The organism is Zestomonas ipomoeae (assembly GCF_057128665.1).
Genome location: NZ_JBSKHQ010000001.1, coordinates 295,171 through 313,400, shown reverse-complemented (window position 1 = coordinate 313,400; position 18,230 = coordinate 295,171). Strand labels below are relative to the sequence as shown.

Annotated in this window: 16 protein-coding genes; 2 read left to right on the top strand and 14 right to left on the bottom strand. The window is 63.4% G+C overall.

The window, feature by feature from the left end; all coding sequences use genetic code 11:
- Positions 1–112 precede the first annotated feature (112 nt).
- From ACWKV7_RS01335 to puuE, 7 genes are all read right to left on the bottom strand, one after another.
- Positions 113–979, bottom strand: coding sequence for an outer membrane protein OmpK (locus ACWKV7_RS01335; protein WP_483855829.1), 867 nt, complete (start codon positions 977–979; stop codon positions 113–115).
- 110 nt (positions 980–1,089) lie between these two features.
- The gene (locus tag ACWKV7_RS01330) at positions 1,090–2,520 is read right to left on the bottom strand and encodes a uracil-xanthine permease family protein (RefSeq protein ID WP_483855828.1); all 1,431 of its coding nucleotides are present in this window, start codon (positions 2,518–2,520) and stop codon (positions 1,090–1,092) included.
- A 304-nt stretch (positions 2,521–2,824) separates the two neighbouring features.
- Positions 2,825–4,126 carry a urate hydroxylase PuuD gene (locus tag ACWKV7_RS01325; RefSeq protein WP_483855827.1) on the bottom strand — a complete coding sequence of 434 codons (1,302 nt, stop codon included), beginning with the start codon at positions 4,124–4,126 and terminating at the stop codon, positions 2,825–2,827.
- A gap of 47 nt (positions 4,127–4,173) precedes the next feature.
- Entirely contained in the window at positions 4,174–4,677 is a 504-nt protein-coding gene (locus tag ACWKV7_RS01320) for an ureidoglycolate lyase (protein WP_483855826.1), read from the bottom strand.
- Positions 4,678–4,796: 119 nt separating this feature from the next.
- The gene (alc, locus tag ACWKV7_RS01315) at positions 4,797–5,792 is read right to left on the bottom strand and encodes an allantoicase (protein WP_483855825.1); all 996 of its coding nucleotides are present in this window, start codon (positions 5,790–5,792) and stop codon (positions 4,797–4,799) included.
- A 27-nt stretch (positions 5,793–5,819) separates the two neighbouring features.
- Positions 5,820–6,335 carry a 2-oxo-4-hydroxy-4-carboxy-5-ureidoimidazoline decarboxylase gene (uraD, locus tag ACWKV7_RS01310; RefSeq protein ID WP_483855824.1) on the bottom strand — a complete coding sequence of 172 codons (516 nt, stop codon included), beginning with the start codon at positions 6,333–6,335 and terminating at the stop codon, positions 5,820–5,822.
- Positions 6,332–7,261 (bottom strand): allantoinase PuuE, encoded by a 930-nt coding sequence (gene puuE / locus ACWKV7_RS01305; RefSeq protein ID WP_483855823.1) that lies wholly within the window; start codon positions 7,259–7,261, stop codon positions 6,332–6,334. The genes uraD and puuE overlap by 4 nt, the downstream gene beginning before the upstream one ends.
- A 409-nt stretch (positions 7,262–7,670) precedes the next feature.
- On the opposite strand from puuE, the gene uraH reads away from it, so the two are divergent.
- Positions 7,671–8,024, top strand: a complete 354-nt coding sequence (gene uraH, locus ACWKV7_RS01300; RefSeq protein ID WP_483855822.1) for a hydroxyisourate hydrolase — start codon at positions 7,671–7,673, stop codon at positions 8,022–8,024.
- Between the two features lie 190 nt (positions 8,025–8,214).
- Here the strand turns inward: uraH and ACWKV7_RS01295 are convergent, their stop codons facing one another.
- Positions 8,215–8,841: a LysE family translocator gene (locus tag ACWKV7_RS01295; RefSeq protein WP_483855821.1), complete on the bottom strand. Its 627-nt coding sequence runs from the start codon at positions 8,839–8,841 to the stop codon at positions 8,215–8,217.
- 71 nt (positions 8,842–8,912) lie between these two features.
- The gene (locus ACWKV7_RS01290) at positions 8,913–10,262 is read right to left on the bottom strand and encodes an NCS2 family permease (RefSeq protein WP_483855820.1); all 1,350 of its coding nucleotides are present in this window, start codon (positions 10,260–10,262) and stop codon (positions 8,913–8,915) included.
- Positions 10,263–10,846: 584 nt separating this feature from the next.
- Here ACWKV7_RS01290 and ACWKV7_RS01285 point away from each other — a divergent pair.
- Positions 10,847–11,611, top strand: a complete 765-nt coding sequence (locus ACWKV7_RS01285) for a GntR family transcriptional regulator (protein ID WP_483855819.1) — start codon at positions 10,847–10,849, stop codon at positions 11,609–11,611.
- A gap of 87 nt (positions 11,612–11,698) precedes the next feature.
- Here the strand turns inward: ACWKV7_RS01285 and guaD are convergent, their stop codons facing one another.
- From guaD to xdhA, 5 genes are all read right to left on the bottom strand, one after another.
- A complete protein-coding gene (guaD, locus tag ACWKV7_RS01280; protein ID WP_483855818.1) occupies positions 11,699–13,003 on the bottom strand; it encodes a guanine deaminase in 1,305 nt (434 codons plus the stop codon).
- Positions 13,004–13,089: 86 nt separating this feature from the next.
- On the bottom strand, positions 13,090–13,923 hold the full coding sequence (gene xdhC, locus ACWKV7_RS01275; RefSeq protein ID WP_483855817.1) for a xanthine dehydrogenase accessory protein XdhC: 834 nt from the start codon (positions 13,921–13,923) through the stop codon (positions 13,090–13,092).
- Entirely contained in the window at positions 13,920–14,093 is a 174-nt protein-coding gene (locus ACWKV7_RS01270) for a hypothetical protein (protein WP_483855816.1), read from the bottom strand. Before ACWKV7_RS01270 ends, xdhC begins: the two co-directional genes overlap by 4 nt.
- Before the next feature lie 154 nt (positions 14,094–14,247).
- The gene (gene xdhB, locus ACWKV7_RS01265) at positions 14,248–16,647 is read right to left on the bottom strand and encodes a xanthine dehydrogenase molybdopterin binding subunit (RefSeq protein ID WP_483855815.1); all 2,400 of its coding nucleotides are present in this window, start codon (positions 16,645–16,647) and stop codon (positions 14,248–14,250) included.
- A complete protein-coding gene (gene xdhA / locus ACWKV7_RS01260; protein WP_483855814.1) occupies positions 16,640–18,091 on the bottom strand; it encodes a xanthine dehydrogenase small subunit in 1,452 nt (483 codons plus the stop codon). The genes xdhB and xdhA overlap by 8 nt, the downstream gene beginning before the upstream one ends.
- Positions 18,092–18,230: the final 139 nt, after the last annotated feature.

Below are 18,230 nucleotides of genomic sequence, written 5' to 3'. Positions count from 1 at the left end.
GCCCACCGTGAGGTGGGCTTTTTCATGGCAGCAATAAAAAGGGGGATGACGCCAGGCGCCATCCCCCTTGCTTTGAACCCCTGCCGCCTACCCGGCAGGGGCCTACTCGCTCTTAGAAATGGTATTTCACCAGCGCCTGCACGGCAGTCTGGTTGAAGCCGTCGGTGCTGCCATCGATGGGGTCGAGGCCGTACTTGTTGTGCCAGTAGTTCAGCTCGGCGCCGACGTAGAGCTTGCGCTCGGCGGAAAACAGCGCCTTGCCCGCGTCCCACTTGAACTGGATGGACGAGCCCAGCGAGGTCTGGGTGCCGGCGTCCTTGGAGGGCGAGCGCCAGTCGGCGTAGCCGTCGATGACGAAGTCCTGGTCGCCGATGGAGAACGGATAGGCGCCGGCCACGGTGAGCTGGGTGGCGTAGCCGTTGCCCACCGAGCTGGCCTGGAAGTCGTGGTCGAACAGTACGTGGTTGTTGATCTTCACCCGGTACAGGTTGGTCTGCAGGAAGGCGAAGCCGGGGGCGTCCCAGTCCAGGCCGATGCCGTACAGGTAGTTCTCGGTGCCGGGGCCGCCGTTGCCCTTCTCATAGGTGAAGGCCGCCTTCACGTCCTTCAGCGGGCCGACGGAGAGGTCCTGGCCGGTCAGCCAGCTGAGGCTCACGCGCGGCGAGAATTCCATGTAGTAGAAGCTGTCCTTGTCCTTCACTTCCATGTTGCCGAAGGTGCTGCCGCGGTACTGGGTGTTGTCGGCCTTGATGTAGTCGAGGAAGAAGAATACGTCGCCCCACACCCAGCCACTGGCGTGCTCGAAGGTGAAGGTGGTCTGCGAGCGCTGTTCCTCGCCGTTGAAGTTGAGGCGCTGGAAGTTGCTGCCATAGAGGTAGGTCAGGCTGTTGTCCTGCCAGAACAGCAGGTCGCCGGCTGCCGCTTGCCCGGCGGTGAACAGACCGCCGGCCAGCATCAGGGAGGTGAGGGTACGCTTCATGTGTGCTCCTGGTACGACTTGTTATGTGTTGGTCGGACTTGCCGGGCCGCGGGGCGCCGGCGTGCCCGGCGGGGGCCGGGCACGGTTGCCTTGCTCGCAGTGCGCGTGCTCTACGGGGTGGGGCTCGGGGCTTCGAGGCTGGCGTCCAGGCCGGTTTCCGGCGCTTCTTCGATGGCGCTGGTGGTTTCCTCGGGAAGGAACAGGTTGAGCAGGATGGCGCTGAAGGCGCCGATGGTGATCGGCGAGCCGAAGATGTTGCGGATCGCTTCCGGCATCTGCGACAGCGCTTCCGGCACGCCGGCCACGCCCAGGCCGAGGCCCAGGGAAATCGCCACGATCAGCATGTTGCGCCGCTGCAGGCCGGCCTCGGCGAGGATCTTCACCCCCGCCACGGCGACGGTGCCGAACATGATCAGCGTGGCGCCACCCAGCACCGGCTTGGGCATTAACTGCAGCACCGCGCCGATGATCGGAAACAGGCCGAGCAGCACCAGGATGCCGGCGATATAGAAGGCCACGTAGCGGCTGGCCACGCCGGTGAGCTGGATCACCCCATTGTTCTGGCTGAAGGTGGTCATCGGCAGGCTGTTGAACATCGCCGCCATCGCCGAGTTGCAGCCGTCGGCCAGTACGCCCGACTTGATGCGACGCAAGTAGATTGGGCCGCTCACCGGCTGGCGCGAGACCATGGAATTGGCGGTGAGGTCACCGGTGGTCTCCAGCGGGGTGATGAGGAAGATCACCGCGATCGGGATGAACGCCACCAGGTCGAAGGCGAAGCCGAACTTGAACGGTTGCGGAATGCTGATGGCCGGGACGTCGGCCAGGCTGGCGAAGTCGACCTTGCCCAGGTACCAGGCGATCGCCGAGCCGACCAGCAGGCCGATGATCACCGCCGAGAGGCGCAGCGCCTGCCACTGGAAGCGGTTGAACACGATGATCACCGCCAGCACCACGCCGGCCAGCGCCAGGTTGTCCAGCGCACCGAGGTCCTGAGCGCCGTAGCCGCCGGCCATGTCGGTCATCGCCACCTTGATCAGCGACAGGCCCATGAGGCAGATGATGGTGCCGGTCACTACAGGGGTCATCACCTTGCGCAACTTGGTGATGAACTGGCTGAAGGCGATTTCGATGAACGCCGCGCAGAAGCACACGCCGAAGATGGTGGCGAGGATGTCCTCCGGACTGCCGCCACGCCCCTTGACGATGAAGCCGGCGCTGAGGATGACGCTGAGGAAGCCGAAGCTGGTGCCTTGCAGGCACAGCAGGCCGGAGCCGATCGGGCCGATGCGCTTGGCCTGGACGAAAGTGCCGAGGCCGGAGACGAACAGCGCCATGCTGACCAGGTAGGGCACATGCTCGCCGAGGCCGAGCACACTGCCGACGATCAGCGTCGGGGTAATGATCGCGACGAAGCTGGCCAGCACGTGCTGCAGCGCGGCGAAGATCGCCGGGCCGACGGCGGGACAGTCATCCAACTGATAGATCAGGTCGTTGCTGGGAGTGGGAGCCTTGCCGCTCCGGGGTGCGCTTGCGCTCATATCAGCCTGCCAGTTGTTTTTATACGGTCATGGGCTTTAGCGAGGAGGCCTCGCTCCGATTCGTTCGGAATCCTGTCTCATGGGTCAGGATGGATCGAACTATAACAACTTGTGGACAATTGTGAACAACAATTTATCTGTAAATTGTGCACAAAAATACGAGCGCCGTTTCGCGCGAGCAGATGGGCGTGTCCAGCGCTGCCTTTCCGCGAAAGAACGTGCGACGAGCGCGAGTGACTGCGGCGGGAGGGTTTTGGTCGAAAAAAACCCGCCTTACGGCGGGCTCAAGCGTGGAGGGTAAAACTCAGTTGATCGGTGCACCCTGGTCGACCCAGGCGCCGATCAGGTCGCGTTCTTCCTGGGTCATCTGGGTGATGTTGCCCAGTGGCATGACCTGGCTGGCGACGGCCTGCGCATGGATGCGCGCGGCGAGCTGCTGCATCTGCTCCGGGGTGTCGAACATGACGCCGCCGGGGGCGGTGCTGAACATCGGGCTGGTGGGCTGCGCCGAGTGGCAGACGGTGCAGCGCTCATGGATGACGCTGGCCACCTTGGCAACGTCCGACCCGGCGTCGCTGGTACCGGCGGCAGCCGGTTCGGCGGGCGCCTCGCTCGGTGCTTCGGCAGGTTGCGCCTGGGTACTCTCGCTGGCTGCCGGCGCCTGCTGCTCGGCGTGGTTGGTGCTAACGGCGGCGTTGACCACCGGTGTCGGGCGGTTCGGCGAGGTGACGAAGGCCAGGCAGATCATGCCCAAGGCCGCGACGGGTAGGGTCCAGGCGAACTTGTTGCTCTCGTGGCGGGTGTTGAAGTAGTGGCGAACGAGGACTGCCATCACCGCGATACCGGCCAGGATCAGCCAGTTGTAGGTGCTGCCGTAGGTGCTCGGGAAGTGGTTGCTGATCATGATGAACAGCACCGGCAGGGTGAAGTAGTTGTTGTGGCGCGAACGCAGCAGGCCCTTGGCCGGCAGCACCGGGTCTGGCGTGCGGTTTTCCTCGATTGCCTTAACCAGGGCGCGCTGGGCCGGCATGATGATGCGGAACACGTTGCCGACCATGATGGTGCCGATCAGCGCGCCGACATGGATGTAGGCGCCGCGGCCGCTGAATACCTGGGTGAAGCCCCAGGCGGCGCCGACCACCAGCAGGAACAGCACCAGGCCGAGCAGGGCGGGCTGCTTGCCCAGCGGCGAGTCGCAAAGGAAGTCGTAGACGAACCAGCCGGCAACCAGCGCGCCGATGCCGATGGCCACGGAGGTGGCGGGCGACAACTCGCTGCCCGGCGCCATCAGGTACAGCTCGGGCTTGAGGTAGAACACCACGGTCAGCAGAGCGACGCCCGACAGCCAGGTGAAATAGGCTTCCCACTTGAACCAGTGCAGGTTCTCCGGCATTTTCGGCGGGGCCAGCTTGTACTTCTCCAGGTGGTAGATGCCGCCACCATGGATCGCCCAAAGGTCGCCGGACAGCCCGTCGCGCGGGTTGGCCCGATTGAGGTTGTTTTCCAGCCAGACGAAATAGAAGGATGCGCCGATCCAGGCGATGCCGGTGATCATATGGATCCAGCGGATGCCCAGGTTCAGCCATTCAGTCAAATGTGCTTCCACAGTCAGTACCTCTTTCCCGATGCCTGCATGCCGACAACGGGCTTCTCTTATTGGTGGGGGTCGAGGAGGAGCAGCTCGTCCTCGTTGAAGTAATGCTCATCGCAGTTGTTGCCAGAACCGCTGCGATCAACCACCAGGAAGTCATCCCGCTTTTCGATCGTCAGCACCGGGTGGTGCCAGACGCCGCGATGGTAATTGACGCCCTGCCTGCCATTGCTGAGGAAGGCACGGACCAAGCCTGATACAGGTGCATCGCCAAGTGGCGCGACCACGATCAGAAAGGGGTTGCCGAGCAGCGGCACGAATGCCTGGCTGCCCAGCGGATGGCGCTCCAGCATGCGGATGCGCAGCGGCATCTCTAGCGCCTCGGCGCGGAAGATGCTGATGATCGCCTTATCGTCCGGTTGCGCGGTCTCGACCGTGGCCAGTTTGTGATAGCGGCGGGTGGAGCCGTTGTTGATCATGAAGAACTCGCTGCCTTCGGTTTCGATGACGTCGCCGAAAGGTGCGAAGGCTTCCTTGGTCAGTGGCTCGATTTTCAGTGTGCGCATGCTGGTCTACTAATCCGATTGCTCTCGATTCCCCTCTAGGGGCTAAGGGAGAGGGGAACTCAACCTGCCGTTCCCCTCACCCGGCGCGTCGCGCCACCTTCTCCCGAGGGGAGAAGGGTTTACTTGGCGACCTTGCCGAACAGGCGCATCCGGCTGATGCCGCCGTCGGGGAACACGTTCACCCGCACGTGGGTGATCGGGCCGAGCTTGGCAATCTGCTCGACGAACTCGTGTTCCTGGTGCATCTGCAGCTTCTGGCTCGGCAGCAGCTCGCGCCAGAACAGGCTCTGGGTTTCGATCTGGCTGTCGGTGCCGCCTTTCACGTAGGCGCCCTGGATGGAGCAGCTATCCGGGTAGTTGCCCTTGAAGTGAAGGGTGTCGATGACGATGCGCTCGACCTCGCCCGGATGGCCCAGGGCGACGATCACCCAGTCATTGCCAGGGGTGCGGCGGCGAGCGGTTTCCCAGCCATCGCCCATGTTCACGCCACGGCCCGGATTGAGGATGTTGCCCATGCGGCCGAAGTGCTCGTCGGAGCAGGCCAGCGCGCGGCCGCCATTGAGCGCGGCAGCGAGGTCGATCTCCTGGCTGGCGCTGACGTTGGACCAGTCGCGGTAGGGAATGCCGTACACGCGCAGGCGGGCCACGCCGCCGTCCGGGTAGATGTTGAAGCGCAGGTGGGTGAACGCCTGCTCGTTGCTGATTTCGTGGTAGTGGTGGCTGTTGCCCTTCAGCTCGACGGCCGGCAGCACTTCGGTCCAGACGGTGTCTTCGCTCGGGTCGCCCTCGGCGACGAAGCAGGCTTCCAGCGAGGCGGATGGCGGGAAGTTGCCGGTGAAGAAGCTGGTATCGATGTCCACGCCCTTGATCGAGCCCGGCACGCCCAGGCGGATCACCGCGTGATCGTAGCCCTCGAAACGCTTGCGGCGGGATTCCCAGCCATCCATCCACTTGCCGTTGTCGTCGTACACGCCTTCCTTCCACACCGGGGCGGTGGGCTGGAGCATGCGGTTGACCTCGGCGAACCAGTCGTCGGTGACGGAGATGGCCTTGGTGCCGAGGCGGGCGTCGGCCAGGTTGAGGTATTTCTCGAAGGGGGCGGCGTAGGTTCTCATGATTTTTCTGCCTTGCGTAAAAGGGGGTTACATCTGCTGCAAGCGGAACAGCGCGATCTTGTTGATTTCGGCCAGGGCGCGGGCGAACTCGGCCTCGGCCGAGTTGTGGATGCGCTCTTCGAACGCCGCCAGGATCTGGTGCCGGTTGCTGCCCTTCACCGCCATGATGAAGGGGAAGTGGAACTTGGCCTTGTAGGCATCGTTCAGTTCGGTGAAGCGTTGGAATTCCTCGGTGGTGCATTCGCCGATGCCGGCACCGGCCTGTTCGGCGGTGCTCGATGCGGTCAGTTCGCCGCGAACGGCGGCCTTGCCGGCGAGGTCCGGGTGAGCGTTGATCAGCGCCAGTTGGGCGGCCTTGTCGGCGGACAACAGGATGTCGGCCATGCGCTGATGCAGGCCGTCGATGTCATCCAGGCTTGCATCCACGCCCAGGTCGTAGGCCTTCTCGGCGACCCAGGGCGAGTGCTCGTAGATGTCGGCGAAGGCGGCGACGAAGGCGTCGCGGCTCAGGCTGGACGGCGTGAGGGTCTGGAAACGGCTCATTTGCTGCTCGCTTTGAAAGGGTGGGTGGCATGCCAGTGGCGGGCGATGTCGACGCGGCGGGCGAACCAGACCTTGTCGTGGCCCTTGACGTACTCGACGAAGCGGGCCAGCGAGGCCAGCCGCGCGGGGCGGCCGAGCAGGCGGCAGTGCATGCCGATGGAGAGCATCTTCGGCGCACCGGCTTCGCCTTCGGCATAGAGCACATCGAAGGCATCCTTCAGGTACTCGAAGAAGTCGTCGCCCTTGTTGAAGCCTTGCACCTGGGTAAAACGCATGTCGTTGGTATCCAGGGTGTAGGGGATCACCAGGTGCGGTTTTTCCGCGCTGCTTTCCGGGTCCCAGTAGGGTAGGTCGTCGTCGTAGGTGTCGGAGTCATAGAGGAAGCCGCCTTCCTCGCGCACCAGGCGCCGGGTGTTCGGCCCGGTACGGCCGGTGTACCAGCCGAGCGGGCGCTCGCCGGTCAGCTCGGTGAGGATGCGGATGGCTTCGAGCATGTGCTCGCGCTCCTGCGCCTCGTCCATGTACTGGTAGTCGATCCAGCGATAGCCGTGGCTGCAGATCTCATGACCGGCTTCCACCATCGCCTTGATCGCCTCCGGGTGGCGCTGGGCGGCCATAGCCACGGCGAAGATGGTCAGCGGGATATCGTGCTGCTTGAACAGCTTGAGCAAGCGCCAGACGCCGGCGCGGCTGCCATATTCGTAGAGCGATTCCATGCTCATGTTGCGTACGCCCTGCAGCGGCTGGGCGGCGACCATTTCCGAAAGGAAGGCCTCCGACTCCTTGTCCCCGTGCAGGACGTTACGCTCGCCGCCTTCCTCGTAGTTGAGCACGAAGGATAGGGCGATGCGCGCGTCACCGGGCCAGTGCGGGTGGGGCGGGTTGTTGCCGTAACCGATGAGATCGCGGGGATAGTCGGCGCTCACTGCTGTATTCCTTTCTGAATGGGGCGGCTGTCGCGCCTTTGCCAAGCGGCGCGAGGCGACGCGGATGAGCAATTGTATACAAATTAATGCTTGTTTTGTAAATCGAAACTTTCGGCGCATATCTGCACCAGACTGTTGCATGAAACCGGCCTGGCAGCATGCCGCGCCTGACTCCGCCGTTTCGCACGGTTGTGTTTGTCACAGGAGTCTAGATAAGCAGACGAAAGGTATCGGGAAAGAATAGGATTTTGAATGATTGTGTACAATTTCTCTGTAAACTGTCTCGCAGTTGCGGCTCGCCATGCTATGCTGCAAACCCAAACGGGCCCTAGCGCCCGGCGAAATCAACTGAAAGAGAGGAGGTGTGGCGGCTGGCGGGCCGAAAGGCGCTGCGGCCGTCCATGAACCCATGGGACGTTTGACTACGCATGTGTTGGATGCCGCTCACGGCTGCCCCGGCAGCGACATCAAGATCGAACTGTATCGCGTCGAAGACCGGCAGCTGGAACTGGTCGCCACCGCACTGACCAATCATGACGGCCGTTGCGATGCGCCACTGCTGCAGGGCGACGACTATCGCAGTGGCGTCTACCAGTTGCAGTTCCATGCCGGCGACTACTACCGCGCCCGTGGCGTCGAACTGCCGGAACCGGCGTTCCTCGATGTGGTAGTGCTGCGTTTCGGCATCGATGCCGGGCAGGACCACTACCATGTACCTCTGCTGATTTCCCCCTACAGCTATTCCACCTATCGGGGCAGCTGACTCGCACCGACTCGTTACTCTCTACTTTTCCGTCAGTAGAGTCCTTCCGGCCCGCCCACACTGCGGGCCTTTTTTTGTTCTCCGCATTGTCTCCGGGCCGGGTCACTGGGCTGGCAAGCCTTCCGCGTATGTAGGTTGCGGTTGAGCGAAGCCCAACGGACTGGCTCCGGGCTGCATCACAATTTCGGTTTCAGCGGCTCAACAGCGAAGCCGCACCGGCGCCGCCGAACAGGCCCGCGCTGACCCGGTTGAACCAGACCTGGCCTTTGCCGCTGCGCAGGTAGCGCGCCGCGCCATGGGCGCTGAGGCCGTAGAACAGCTTGCAGGCGAGATCCAGCACTGCCCAGGTGGCGATCAAAATCAACAACTGCGTTGCCATCGAGCGCTCGGCACTGATGAACTGTGGCAGGAAGGCGGCGAAGAAGAGGATGTCCTTCGGGTTGCTCGCACCCAGGCCGAAGGCGCGCCAGAACATGGCGCGAAAGCCGGGGTTGACCGGCTCTTCCTGCGCGGTTGCGGGACGGGCAGCCTGCCGCGATTCCTGCCAGCTCTGCCAGGCGAGGTAGAACAGATAGAGCGCACCGACGATCTTCAGGACGCTGAACAATTTTTCCGACGCCATCAGCAGGGCACCGAGGCCAAGGGCCGAGGCGCTGAGCAGGCAGATCGAGGCGCTGACGCCGCCGAGGAAGGCCGGCAGCGAGCGACGCAGGCCATAGTTGAGGCTGTTGCTGACCATCAGCAGCGACAGAGGGCCGGGAATCAGGATCACGATCAAGGCGGCGCTGCTGAACAGCAGCCAGGTTTCCAGGCTCATTGCAGGGTCTCCGGATATGGAAAAGCCCCGGCGCGTTTGACGCCGGGGCTCGGGTATCGCTCAGGCGAACCTTACAGGAAGGCGAACTTGGCGATAAAGATGATGCACAACGCGTACAGGCTGATGGACACCTTGTCACGCTGGCCGGTGAGCAGCTTCAGCGTGGCGTAGGTCAGGAAGCCCAGGGCGATGCCGTTGGCGATGGAAAAGGTCAGCGGCATCATCACCACGGTGACGATGGCCGGGATGGTGTCGGTGTGGTCCTTCCAATCGATGTGGGCCATGCCGCTCATCATCAGCATGGCGACATAGATCAGCGCGCCAGCGGTGGCGTAGGCGGGGATCATGCCGGCCAGCGGAGCGAAGAACATCGCCAGCAGGAACAGCACGCCGACGGTGACGGCGGTCAGCCCGGTGCGGCCGCCTGCGGCCACGCCGGAGGCGCTTTCCACGTAGCTGGTCACCGGCGGGCAGCCGACCAGGGCGCCGACCACGCTGGAAGTACTGTCGGCCTTCAGTGCGCGGGACAGGTTTTGGATCTGGCCATCATCGTCCACCAGGTTTGCGCGGTGGGCGACGCCCATCAGGGTGCCGGCGGTGTCGAACATGTTGACGAAGAGAAACGCCAGGATGACGCTGATCATCGCGACGTTGAAGGCACCGGCGATGTCCATGGCCAGGAAGGTCGGCGCCAGGCTCGGCGGCATCGATACCAGGCCGTTGTATTCCACCAGGCCCAGCATCCAGCCGACGGCGGTCACACCGAGCATGCTGATGAGGATGGCGCCGAACACGTTGCGGTGGCTGAGCACGGCGATCAGCAGGAAGCAGATGGCGGCGAGCAGGGCGCTCGGCTCGCCGAACGAGCCCATGGTGAGCAGCGTGGCCGGGCTGTCGACGACGATGCCGGCGGTCTTCAGACCGATCAGCCCGAGAAACAGGCCGACCCCGGCACCCATGGCGAAGCGCAGGCTCATCGGGATGCTGTTGAGCAGCCACTCGCGGATGCGCGACAGGCTCATGACCATGAACAGCACGCCGGAAATGAACACCGCACCCAGGGCGATCTGCCAGCTATAGCCCATCTCGCCGACCACGGTGTAGGTGAAGAAGGCGTTCAGGCCCATGCCCGGCGCCAGGCCGACCGGCCAGTTGGCGTAGAGGCCCATGAGGAAGCAGCCGAGGGCCGCACCGATGCAGGTGGCGACGAACGCCGCGCCATGGTCGACGCCGGCGTTGGCCATGATGTTGGGGTTCACGAAGATGATGTAGGCCATGGTGACGAAGGTTGTCAGGCCGGCGAGCAGCTCCGTTTTGACGCTGGTCTTGTGCAAGGTCAGTTTGAAGAAACGGTCCAGCCAGCCGGAGCCGGTCAGTCCAGTGGCGTGAACAGCCTGTTGTTCTTGTTTAGCGCTTTCCACAGCGGGTACTCCTCATCTCTCTTGTTGTGCGTCCCAGAGCTGAAGCGGTGACCCGTTCGTCTCTCTGAGGGAGTGTGGCGTGTCGGTGTGCTTGCTGGCTTTGGTTGTTGACCGTTAGGTCAGAAAGTCACACAAGGCCGATTATGCGTTTGTATACAAAAAAAGCAAATAATGTTTTAACTGTTGCGCAAATCGTTACCAGCGCTGTGTGCATAAAGACTGCTGGCCATGGCTGCGACAATCCAGATTGCTGTGGTTGTGTAAAAAATCTATATAAAACAATAGTTTGTAAAATGCAGTCGCGTTTGAGCGATGTCTGCAAAAGGCACTTCATGTGCTGCCGCAGCTTCAGGCGAAGCCCTGGATTCCCTCGATTCTGAGCATTTGGTCAGATTATCGGGGGTGCAAAGTTGGAGGTGGCGGGGCGAGAAAGATCTATAACCGGATAAAGTGTGCGGGTTGGTGTGATTGTGTACAATGAGCGGGTCTTTTACCCGACAACACCCCGATCTGCTTACCAGCAGCTCCGGGAACGCTGTAGAGTTTTCGGCGGATCGCCGACCTCCTTGAGAACACGAGCATTCATGAACGAACAATTGCAGCCATTGAAGAAGCAGCCGCGTGCCGGCAAGAGCAGCCGTAGCGGAACTCAGGACGATATCGTTTACGCCCATATCTTCGATGCCATTCTCGAACAGCGTTTGGCGCCCGGCACCAAGCTGAGCGAAGAGGCCCTCGGCGAGATCTTCGGCGTCAGCCGCACTATCATCCGCCGCGCCCTGTCCCGTCTGGCCCACGAGGGCGTGGTGCTGCTGCGGCCGAACCGCGGCGCGGTGGTGGCCAGCCCGAGCGTGGACGAAGCCAGGCAGATTTTCTACGCACGGCGCATGGTCGAGCGGGCCATCACCGAACTGGCCGTCGAGCACGCCACCGCCGAGCAGTTGGCTGAGTTACGGCAGATGGTGGAAGACGAACAGACCAGCTTCTCCCGTGGCGACCGTGGTGCCGGTATTCGCCTCTCCGGCGAATTTCACCTGAAGCTGGCCGAAGCGGCGAAGAACGCCCCGTTGATCAGCTTCCAGCGCAGCCTGGTATCGCAGACCTCGCTGATCATCGCCCAGTACGAAAGCGGCGGCCGTTCCCATTGTTCCTATGACGAGCACAACGAACTGATCGACGCCATCGAAGCGCGTGACAAGGAGCGTGCGGTGATGCTGATGATGCACCACATGGATCACATCGACAGCAAGCTCAATCTCGACGAGGAAAGCGCCTCGGATGATCTGCACGCGGTGTTTTCGCATCTGTTGCAGACGAAGAAGAAGGCCGGCCGCGCCGCCGCGCGCTGAGGGCGAAATTTCGCCCTACGGGAAAAGCCCTGTGATGCAGGGCTTTTTTGTGTGCGGTAGTCCGGGGCGCGTAATCCGGGCTCCCGTTCAACCGCGCCGATGCACCGACTGCCCGGCGGCGAAGGTTTCCTTCACTGCGCGGTCGTCGCCGAGGGTCATCAGGGCGAAGAGTTTTTCTTCCAGCGTGCGCGCCTGCTGCAGGCGATAGGTCATCAGCGGGGTGGCGCGGTAGTCGAGGACCACGAAGTCCGCGTCCTTGCCCTGGGCGAAGTTGCCGATCCTGTCGTCCAGGTACAGTGCGCGGGCGCCGCCCAAGGTGGCGAGGTACAGGGACTTGAACGGGTCGAGCTTCTTGCCCTGCAGTTGCATGACCTTGTAGGCCTCGTTCAGGGATTGCAGCTGCGAAAAGCTGGTGCCGGCACCGACGTCGGTGCCCAGGCCCACACGCACGCCGTGCTGCTCCAGCTTCGGCAGGTCGAACAGGCCGCTGCCGAGGAACAGGTTGGAGGTGGGGCAGAAGGCAACGGCCGAGCCGGTTTCGCCGAGGCGCTGGCATTCTTCGTCGCACAGATGCACGCCGTGGGCGAACACCGCGCGCGCGCCGATCAGCCTGTAGTGGTCATAAACGTCCAGGTAGCCCTTGCGCTCGGGGAACAGCGCCTTCACCCACTCGATCTCCTTGCGGTTCTCCGAGAGGTGGGTGTGCATGTACAGGTCCGGGTATTCCTGGAACAGCTGGCCGGCGAGGGCGAGTTGTTCGGGCGAGCTGGTGGGGGCGAAACGGGGGGTTACCGCATAGTGCAGGCGGCCCTTGCCGTGCCAGCGCTCGATCAGTTCCTTGCTGTCCGCGTAGGCGGATTCCGGGGTGTCGGTGAGGTATTCGGGGGCGTTGCGATCCATCATCACCTTGCCAGCGATCATGCGCAGGTTCAGCGCTTGCGCTGCCTCGAAGAAGGCGTCCACCGACTGCTTGTGCACGGTGCCGAACACCAGTGCGGTGGTGGTGCCGTTGCGCAGCAGTTCCTTGAGGAAGATGTTCGCCACGTCGCTGGCGTGGGCCTTGTCGGCGAACTGCTTCTCGGTGGGGAAGGTGTAGGTTTCCAGCCAGTCCAGCAGTTGCTCGCCGTAGGAGCCGATCATGCCGGTCTGCGGGTAGTGGATGTGGGTGTCGATGAAGCCGGGGGTGAGCAGCGCGTCCTGGTATTCGACCACCTCGACGCCCTTGAGCGTCGGCAGCAGCTCGGCGGCCGGGCCGACCTTGGCGACCTTGCCGTTCTCGACCAGCAGCACGCCGTCTTCGAAGTACTGGTAGGACTGCTCGGCGCCGACTTCGCTGGGGTCGGCGACGCTGTGCAGGATGGCGGCGCGGTAGGCTTTCAGGTTGTTGTTCATTGCACGCTTGGCTCGAATCGGTGAATCGGAATGGGTTTCGGGGAGCGCTGCGCGCTCCTTGTTGGGTATCGCAAGCTCAACCCAACCTACGGGTGTCTGCGCGATACCGGCATCAGCTTGGCCACCGACTCGCCGCTCTTGGTTTCCTGACCGAAGTTGGCGTTGTAGGTGGCGATGACCTCGCCGGCGATGGATACGGCGATCTCGATCGGTAACTTGCCCTTGACCTCGGACAACCCCATCGGACAGCGCATCTTCTGCATTACCTCCGGCTGGAAGCCGCGGTCGCGCAGGCGGTGTTCGAACTTGACGCGTTTGGTCTTGGAACCGATCAGGCCGTAGTAGGCGAAATCGTTGCGCTTGAGGATGGCGGCGGTCAGCTCCAGGTCGAGTTGGTGGTTGTGGGTCATGACGATGAAGTAGCTGCCGGCGGGCATGCGCTCCACCTCGTCGACCACCTCTTCCTCGACCACCTTTTCCACGCCGGCGGGAATCGATTCGGGAAATTCGTTCTCCCGCGAGTCGATCCAGCGCACCTTGCACGGCAGGCTGGCGAGCAGCGGCACCAAGGCGCGGCCGACGTGGCCGGCACCGAACACCGCAATCTGCGCCTGCGGCTGGCCCATGGGCTCGAACAGCAGCACGGTGGCGCCGCCGCAGCACTGGCCTAAGCTGGCGCCGAGGGAGTAGCGCTCCAGGCGGGTGTCCTGGCTACGCTGTTCCAGCATCTCGCGCGCCAGTTCGATGGCCTTGTATTCGAGATGGCCGCCGCCGATGGTCTCGAAGATACGCTCGGCGGTGACGACCATCTTCGAGCCAGCGTTGCGCGGCGTGGAGCCGCGCTCTTCGATGATGGTCACCAGCACGCAGGGTTCGCCTTTTTGCTGCAACTCGGCGAGGGCGCTGATCCAGCTGCTCATTTGCTCAGCCTCCAGGTTCGCAGGGGCTTGGCCGATTGCGACAGGCGCCAATGGTCTTTCCTGGCGCGGGGCAGGGGACGAACCTCGTCATCCAGCAGGATCACGGGCGGGAAGGCTTCCAGCGCCGGGTTCGCGGTTGTCTCCTGGCCACTGTCGGTGTGTCTTTTCATTGTTGTGCACCTGTCGCGGGTCTGCATTCTTCGTGGGAGCGGGCCATGCTCGCGGATATGGGACTCGGCGTCCCCCCGCTCCTTGTAGGGTGGATGACGCTCCACCCATCCACCATGGCAGCGGAAGAGCTTCGCGGTTTTCCACCCCAACACTTCAGGCCGGTTCGGCCTCGGTTTGAGTAACGGAAGTGGCACTGCCCTGCAGCGCCTTCATTTGCTGCACACCCCAGAGCACGCGCTCCGGCGTGGCCGGTGCGTCGATCTGCGGCTGCGCCTGGTAGTCGGCCAGGCTGGCCACGGCGTCCTTGATCGCGCACCACACGGCGATTCCGAGCATGAACGGCGGCTCGCCGACGGCCTTGGAGTGGAACACGGTGTCTTCCGGGTTCTTGCGGTTCTCCACCAGCTTCACCCGCAGGTCCAGCGGCATGTCGGCGATGGCCGGAATCTTGTAGCTGGCCGGACCGTTGGTCATCAGCTTGCCCTTGGCGTTCCACACCAGCTCTTCCATGGTCAACCAGCCCATGCCCTGGACGAAGCCGCCTTCCACCTGGCCGATGTCGATGGCTGGGTTCAGCGAGGCGCCGACGTCATGCAGGATGTCGGTGCGCAGCATCTTGTACTCGCCGGTCAGGGTGTCGACGATCACCTCGGCGCAGGCCGCGCCGAAGGCGTAGTAGTAGAACGGCCGGCCGGCGGCTTTCTCGCGGTCGTAGAAGATCTTCGGCGTGCGATAGAAACCGGTCGAGGACAACGACACCTGATTGAAATAGGCGAGCTGGATCAGCTCCTCGAACGGCAGGATGCGCTCACGCACGCGTACCTGGCCGTTGCGGAACTCGACGTCTTCCTCGGTCACCTTGAAGTGTCGCGCGGCGAATTCCACCAGGCGCTGCTTGATGGTCTGCGCGGCGTTCTGCGCGGCCTTGCCGTTGAGGTCGGCACCGGAAGAGGCAGCGGTCGGCGAGGTGTTCGGCACCTTGTCGGTGTTGGTCGCGGTGATCTGGATGCGTTCGATGTCCACCTGGAACACTTCGGCCACCACCTGGGCGACCTTAGTGTTCAGGCCCTGGCCCATCTCGGTGCCGCCGTGGTTCAGGTGGATGCTGCCATCGGTGTAGATGTGGATCAGCGCACCGGCCTGGTTGAGGAAGGTGGCGGTGAAGCTGATGCCGAACTTGACCGGAGTCAGTGCCAGGCCCTTCTTCAGCACCGGGCTCTTGGCGTTGAACGCGCGGATTTCCTCGCGGCGCTTGGCGTACTCGGCGCTGGCTTCCAGCTCGGCGGTCATCTCCTGGAGCATGTTGTGCTCCACCGTCTGGTAGTAATGGGTGACGTTGCGCTCTTCCTTGCCGTAGTAGTTGCGCTTGCGCACCTCCAACGGGTCCTTGCCGAGGCTACGGGCCACGGCGTCCATGATCTCCTCGATGGCGACCATGCCCTGCGGGCCGCCGAAGCCGCGGTAGGCGGTGTTCGATGCGGTATTGGTCTTGCAGCGATGGCCATTGATGGTGGCGTCGCCCAGGTAGTAAGCGTTGTCCGAATGGAACATGGCGCGGTCGACGATGGAGCCGGAGAGGTCCGGCGAGTAGCCGCAGTTGCCGGCCAGGTCGATCTCGATGCCATGCAGCAAGCCGTCGTCATCGAAGCCGACGTCGTACTGCACGAAGAACGGGTGGCGCTTGCCGGTCATCTGCATGTCTTCGACGCGCGGCAGGCGCATCTTGGTCGGCCGCCCGGTGAGGTGGGCAATCACCGCGCACAGGCAGGCCGGGCCGGCCGCCTGGGTTTCCTTGCCGCCGAAGCCGCCGCCCATGCGGCGCATGTCGATGACGATCTTGTTCATCGGCACGCCGAGCACCTCGGCAACCAGCTTCTGCACCTCGGTGGGGTTTTGGGTCGAGGTGTAGACGATCATGCCGCCGTCTTCGCTGGGCATCACCGAGGACACCTGGGTCTCCAGGTAGAAATGCTCCTGGCCGCCGATGTGCAGCTTGCCCTGCAGGCGACGCGGGGCCGAGGCCAGCGCCTTGGTCGAGTCGCCGCGCTTGTGCTGGTGGCTGTCGAGCACGAAATGCTTCTTGCGCAGGGCGTCCTCGACGTCCAGCACCGGTTCCAGGTCTTCGTATTCGATGATCGCCGCCATGGCCGCCTTGCGCGCGGTTTCCAGGCTGTCGGCGCCCACCGCGATCACCGGCTGGCCGACGTACTGCACGATGTCTTCGGCCAGCAGCGGGTCGCCGGCGACCACCGGGCCGATGTCCAGCTGGCCGGGCACGTCCTTGCTGGTGATGGCGATGGTCACGCCGGGGAACTGGTAGCAGGGCGCCGTATCGATCTTGACGATGCGGGCATGGGCGCGGTCGCTCATGCGGGCGTAGACGTGCAGCTGGTTGGGGAACTCCAGGCGGTCGTCTACATAAATCGCTTCGCCGGTGACGTGCTTGGGCGCGCTGTCGTGCTTGACCGGGCGGCCAACGCCGGTGACCAGGTCCTGCTTGTAGAGGGCGACCAGTTCTTCCTGGGTCTTGTGTGATTTGTGCTGGTTAGACATAAGCGGTCACCCTGGTCTCGACTTCGGGAGCTTGCAGCTCGAGGAAGAATTTACGCAGCAGGTTCTGCGCGGTGAGCAGGCGGTATTCCTTGCTGGCGCGGAAGTCCGTCAGCGGGGTGAAGTCTTCGGCCAGTGCCTCGCAGGCCCGTTCGATCACTCCCGGATACCAGCCGGCGCCGTTCAGCGCGGCCTCGCAGGCGGCGGCGCGCTTGGGAATGGCCGCCATGCCGCCGAAGGCGATGCGGGCGTTCTGCACTACGCCGTTCTCTACGGTCAGGTTGAAGGCGGCGCAGACCGCGGAAATGTCGTCGTCCAGGCGCTTGGACACCTTGTAGGCGCGGAACGCCTGGTTCGACTGGGCGCGCGGCACGATGATCTTCTCGATGAACTCGCCTTCCTGACGGGCGGTGACCTTGTAGTCGAGGAAGTAGTCCTCCAGCGGCAGGGTGCGGCTGGCGCTGCCCTTGCGCAGCACAACCTGCGCGCCGAGAGCGATCAGCAGCGGCGGGGCGTCGCCGATCGGCGAGGCGTTGCCGATGTTGCCGCCGAGGGTGCCCTGGTTGCGGATCTGCAGCGAGGCGAAGCGGTGCAGCAGCTCGCCGAAGTCAGGGTAGTCGTGGGACAGCGCTTCGTAGCAGTCGGAGATAGCCGCGGCGGCGCCGATCTCGATGTGCTCGGCGGTGACTTCGATGCGCTTCATGTCCTGTACGTGACCGACGTAGATCATCACCGGCAGCTCGCGGTGGAACTGGGTGACCTCCAGGGCCAGGTCGGTGCCGCCGGCGAGCAGGCGGGCCTGCGGGTTGGCGGCGTAGAGGTCGGCCAGGTCGGCGACGGTCAGCGGCAGCAGGCAACGCTTGTCGCCGCTGTTCAGCTCGGCCGTCTCGCGCGGGGCGATGGCGCGCAGCTGCTCGATGGTCTGGGCTTCGACGGCGTCGAACTGGTCCGGCTGCTTCTGGCAGCAGGCCTGCTCCGCGGCATCGATGATCGGGCGGTAGCCGGTGCAGCGGCAGAGGTTGCCGGCCAGGGCTTCCATGGTCTCGGCCTTGTCGAAGCCTGCCGAATTCTTCTGCAGGGCGAACAGCGACATGACGAAACCGGGGGTGCAGAAGCCGCACTGCGAGCCATGGCAGTCGACCATGGCCTGTTGCACGCCGTGCAGTTGGCCGCGGTGCTTGAGGTCTTCCACGGTGATCAACTGCTTGCCGTGCAGCGAGGAGACGAAGGTCAGGCAGGAGTTGAGGGTGCGGTAGCGGATACGCTCACGTCCGTCGACGGTTTCCAGCTCGCCGACCACCACGGTGCAGGCACCGCAGTCGCCGGAGGCACAGCCTTCCTTGGTGCCGGTCTTGCCGAGATGCTCGCGCAAGTAGTTCAGCACCGTGGTGTTCGGATCGAGTCGCTGCTCGGTGCGCAGTTCCCGATTGAGTAAAAACTGGATCAAGGAAGACCTCCAGGCACTTTATTGTTGTGTACGAACGGGCGTCGTATGGAGGCAAATTTAGTGGTGTCTGACCCGTGGGTCAATAAATATTTGACTTTAAGGTCAGGAATTTGGCCCCTGCTTTGGTTATGAGCCGGCA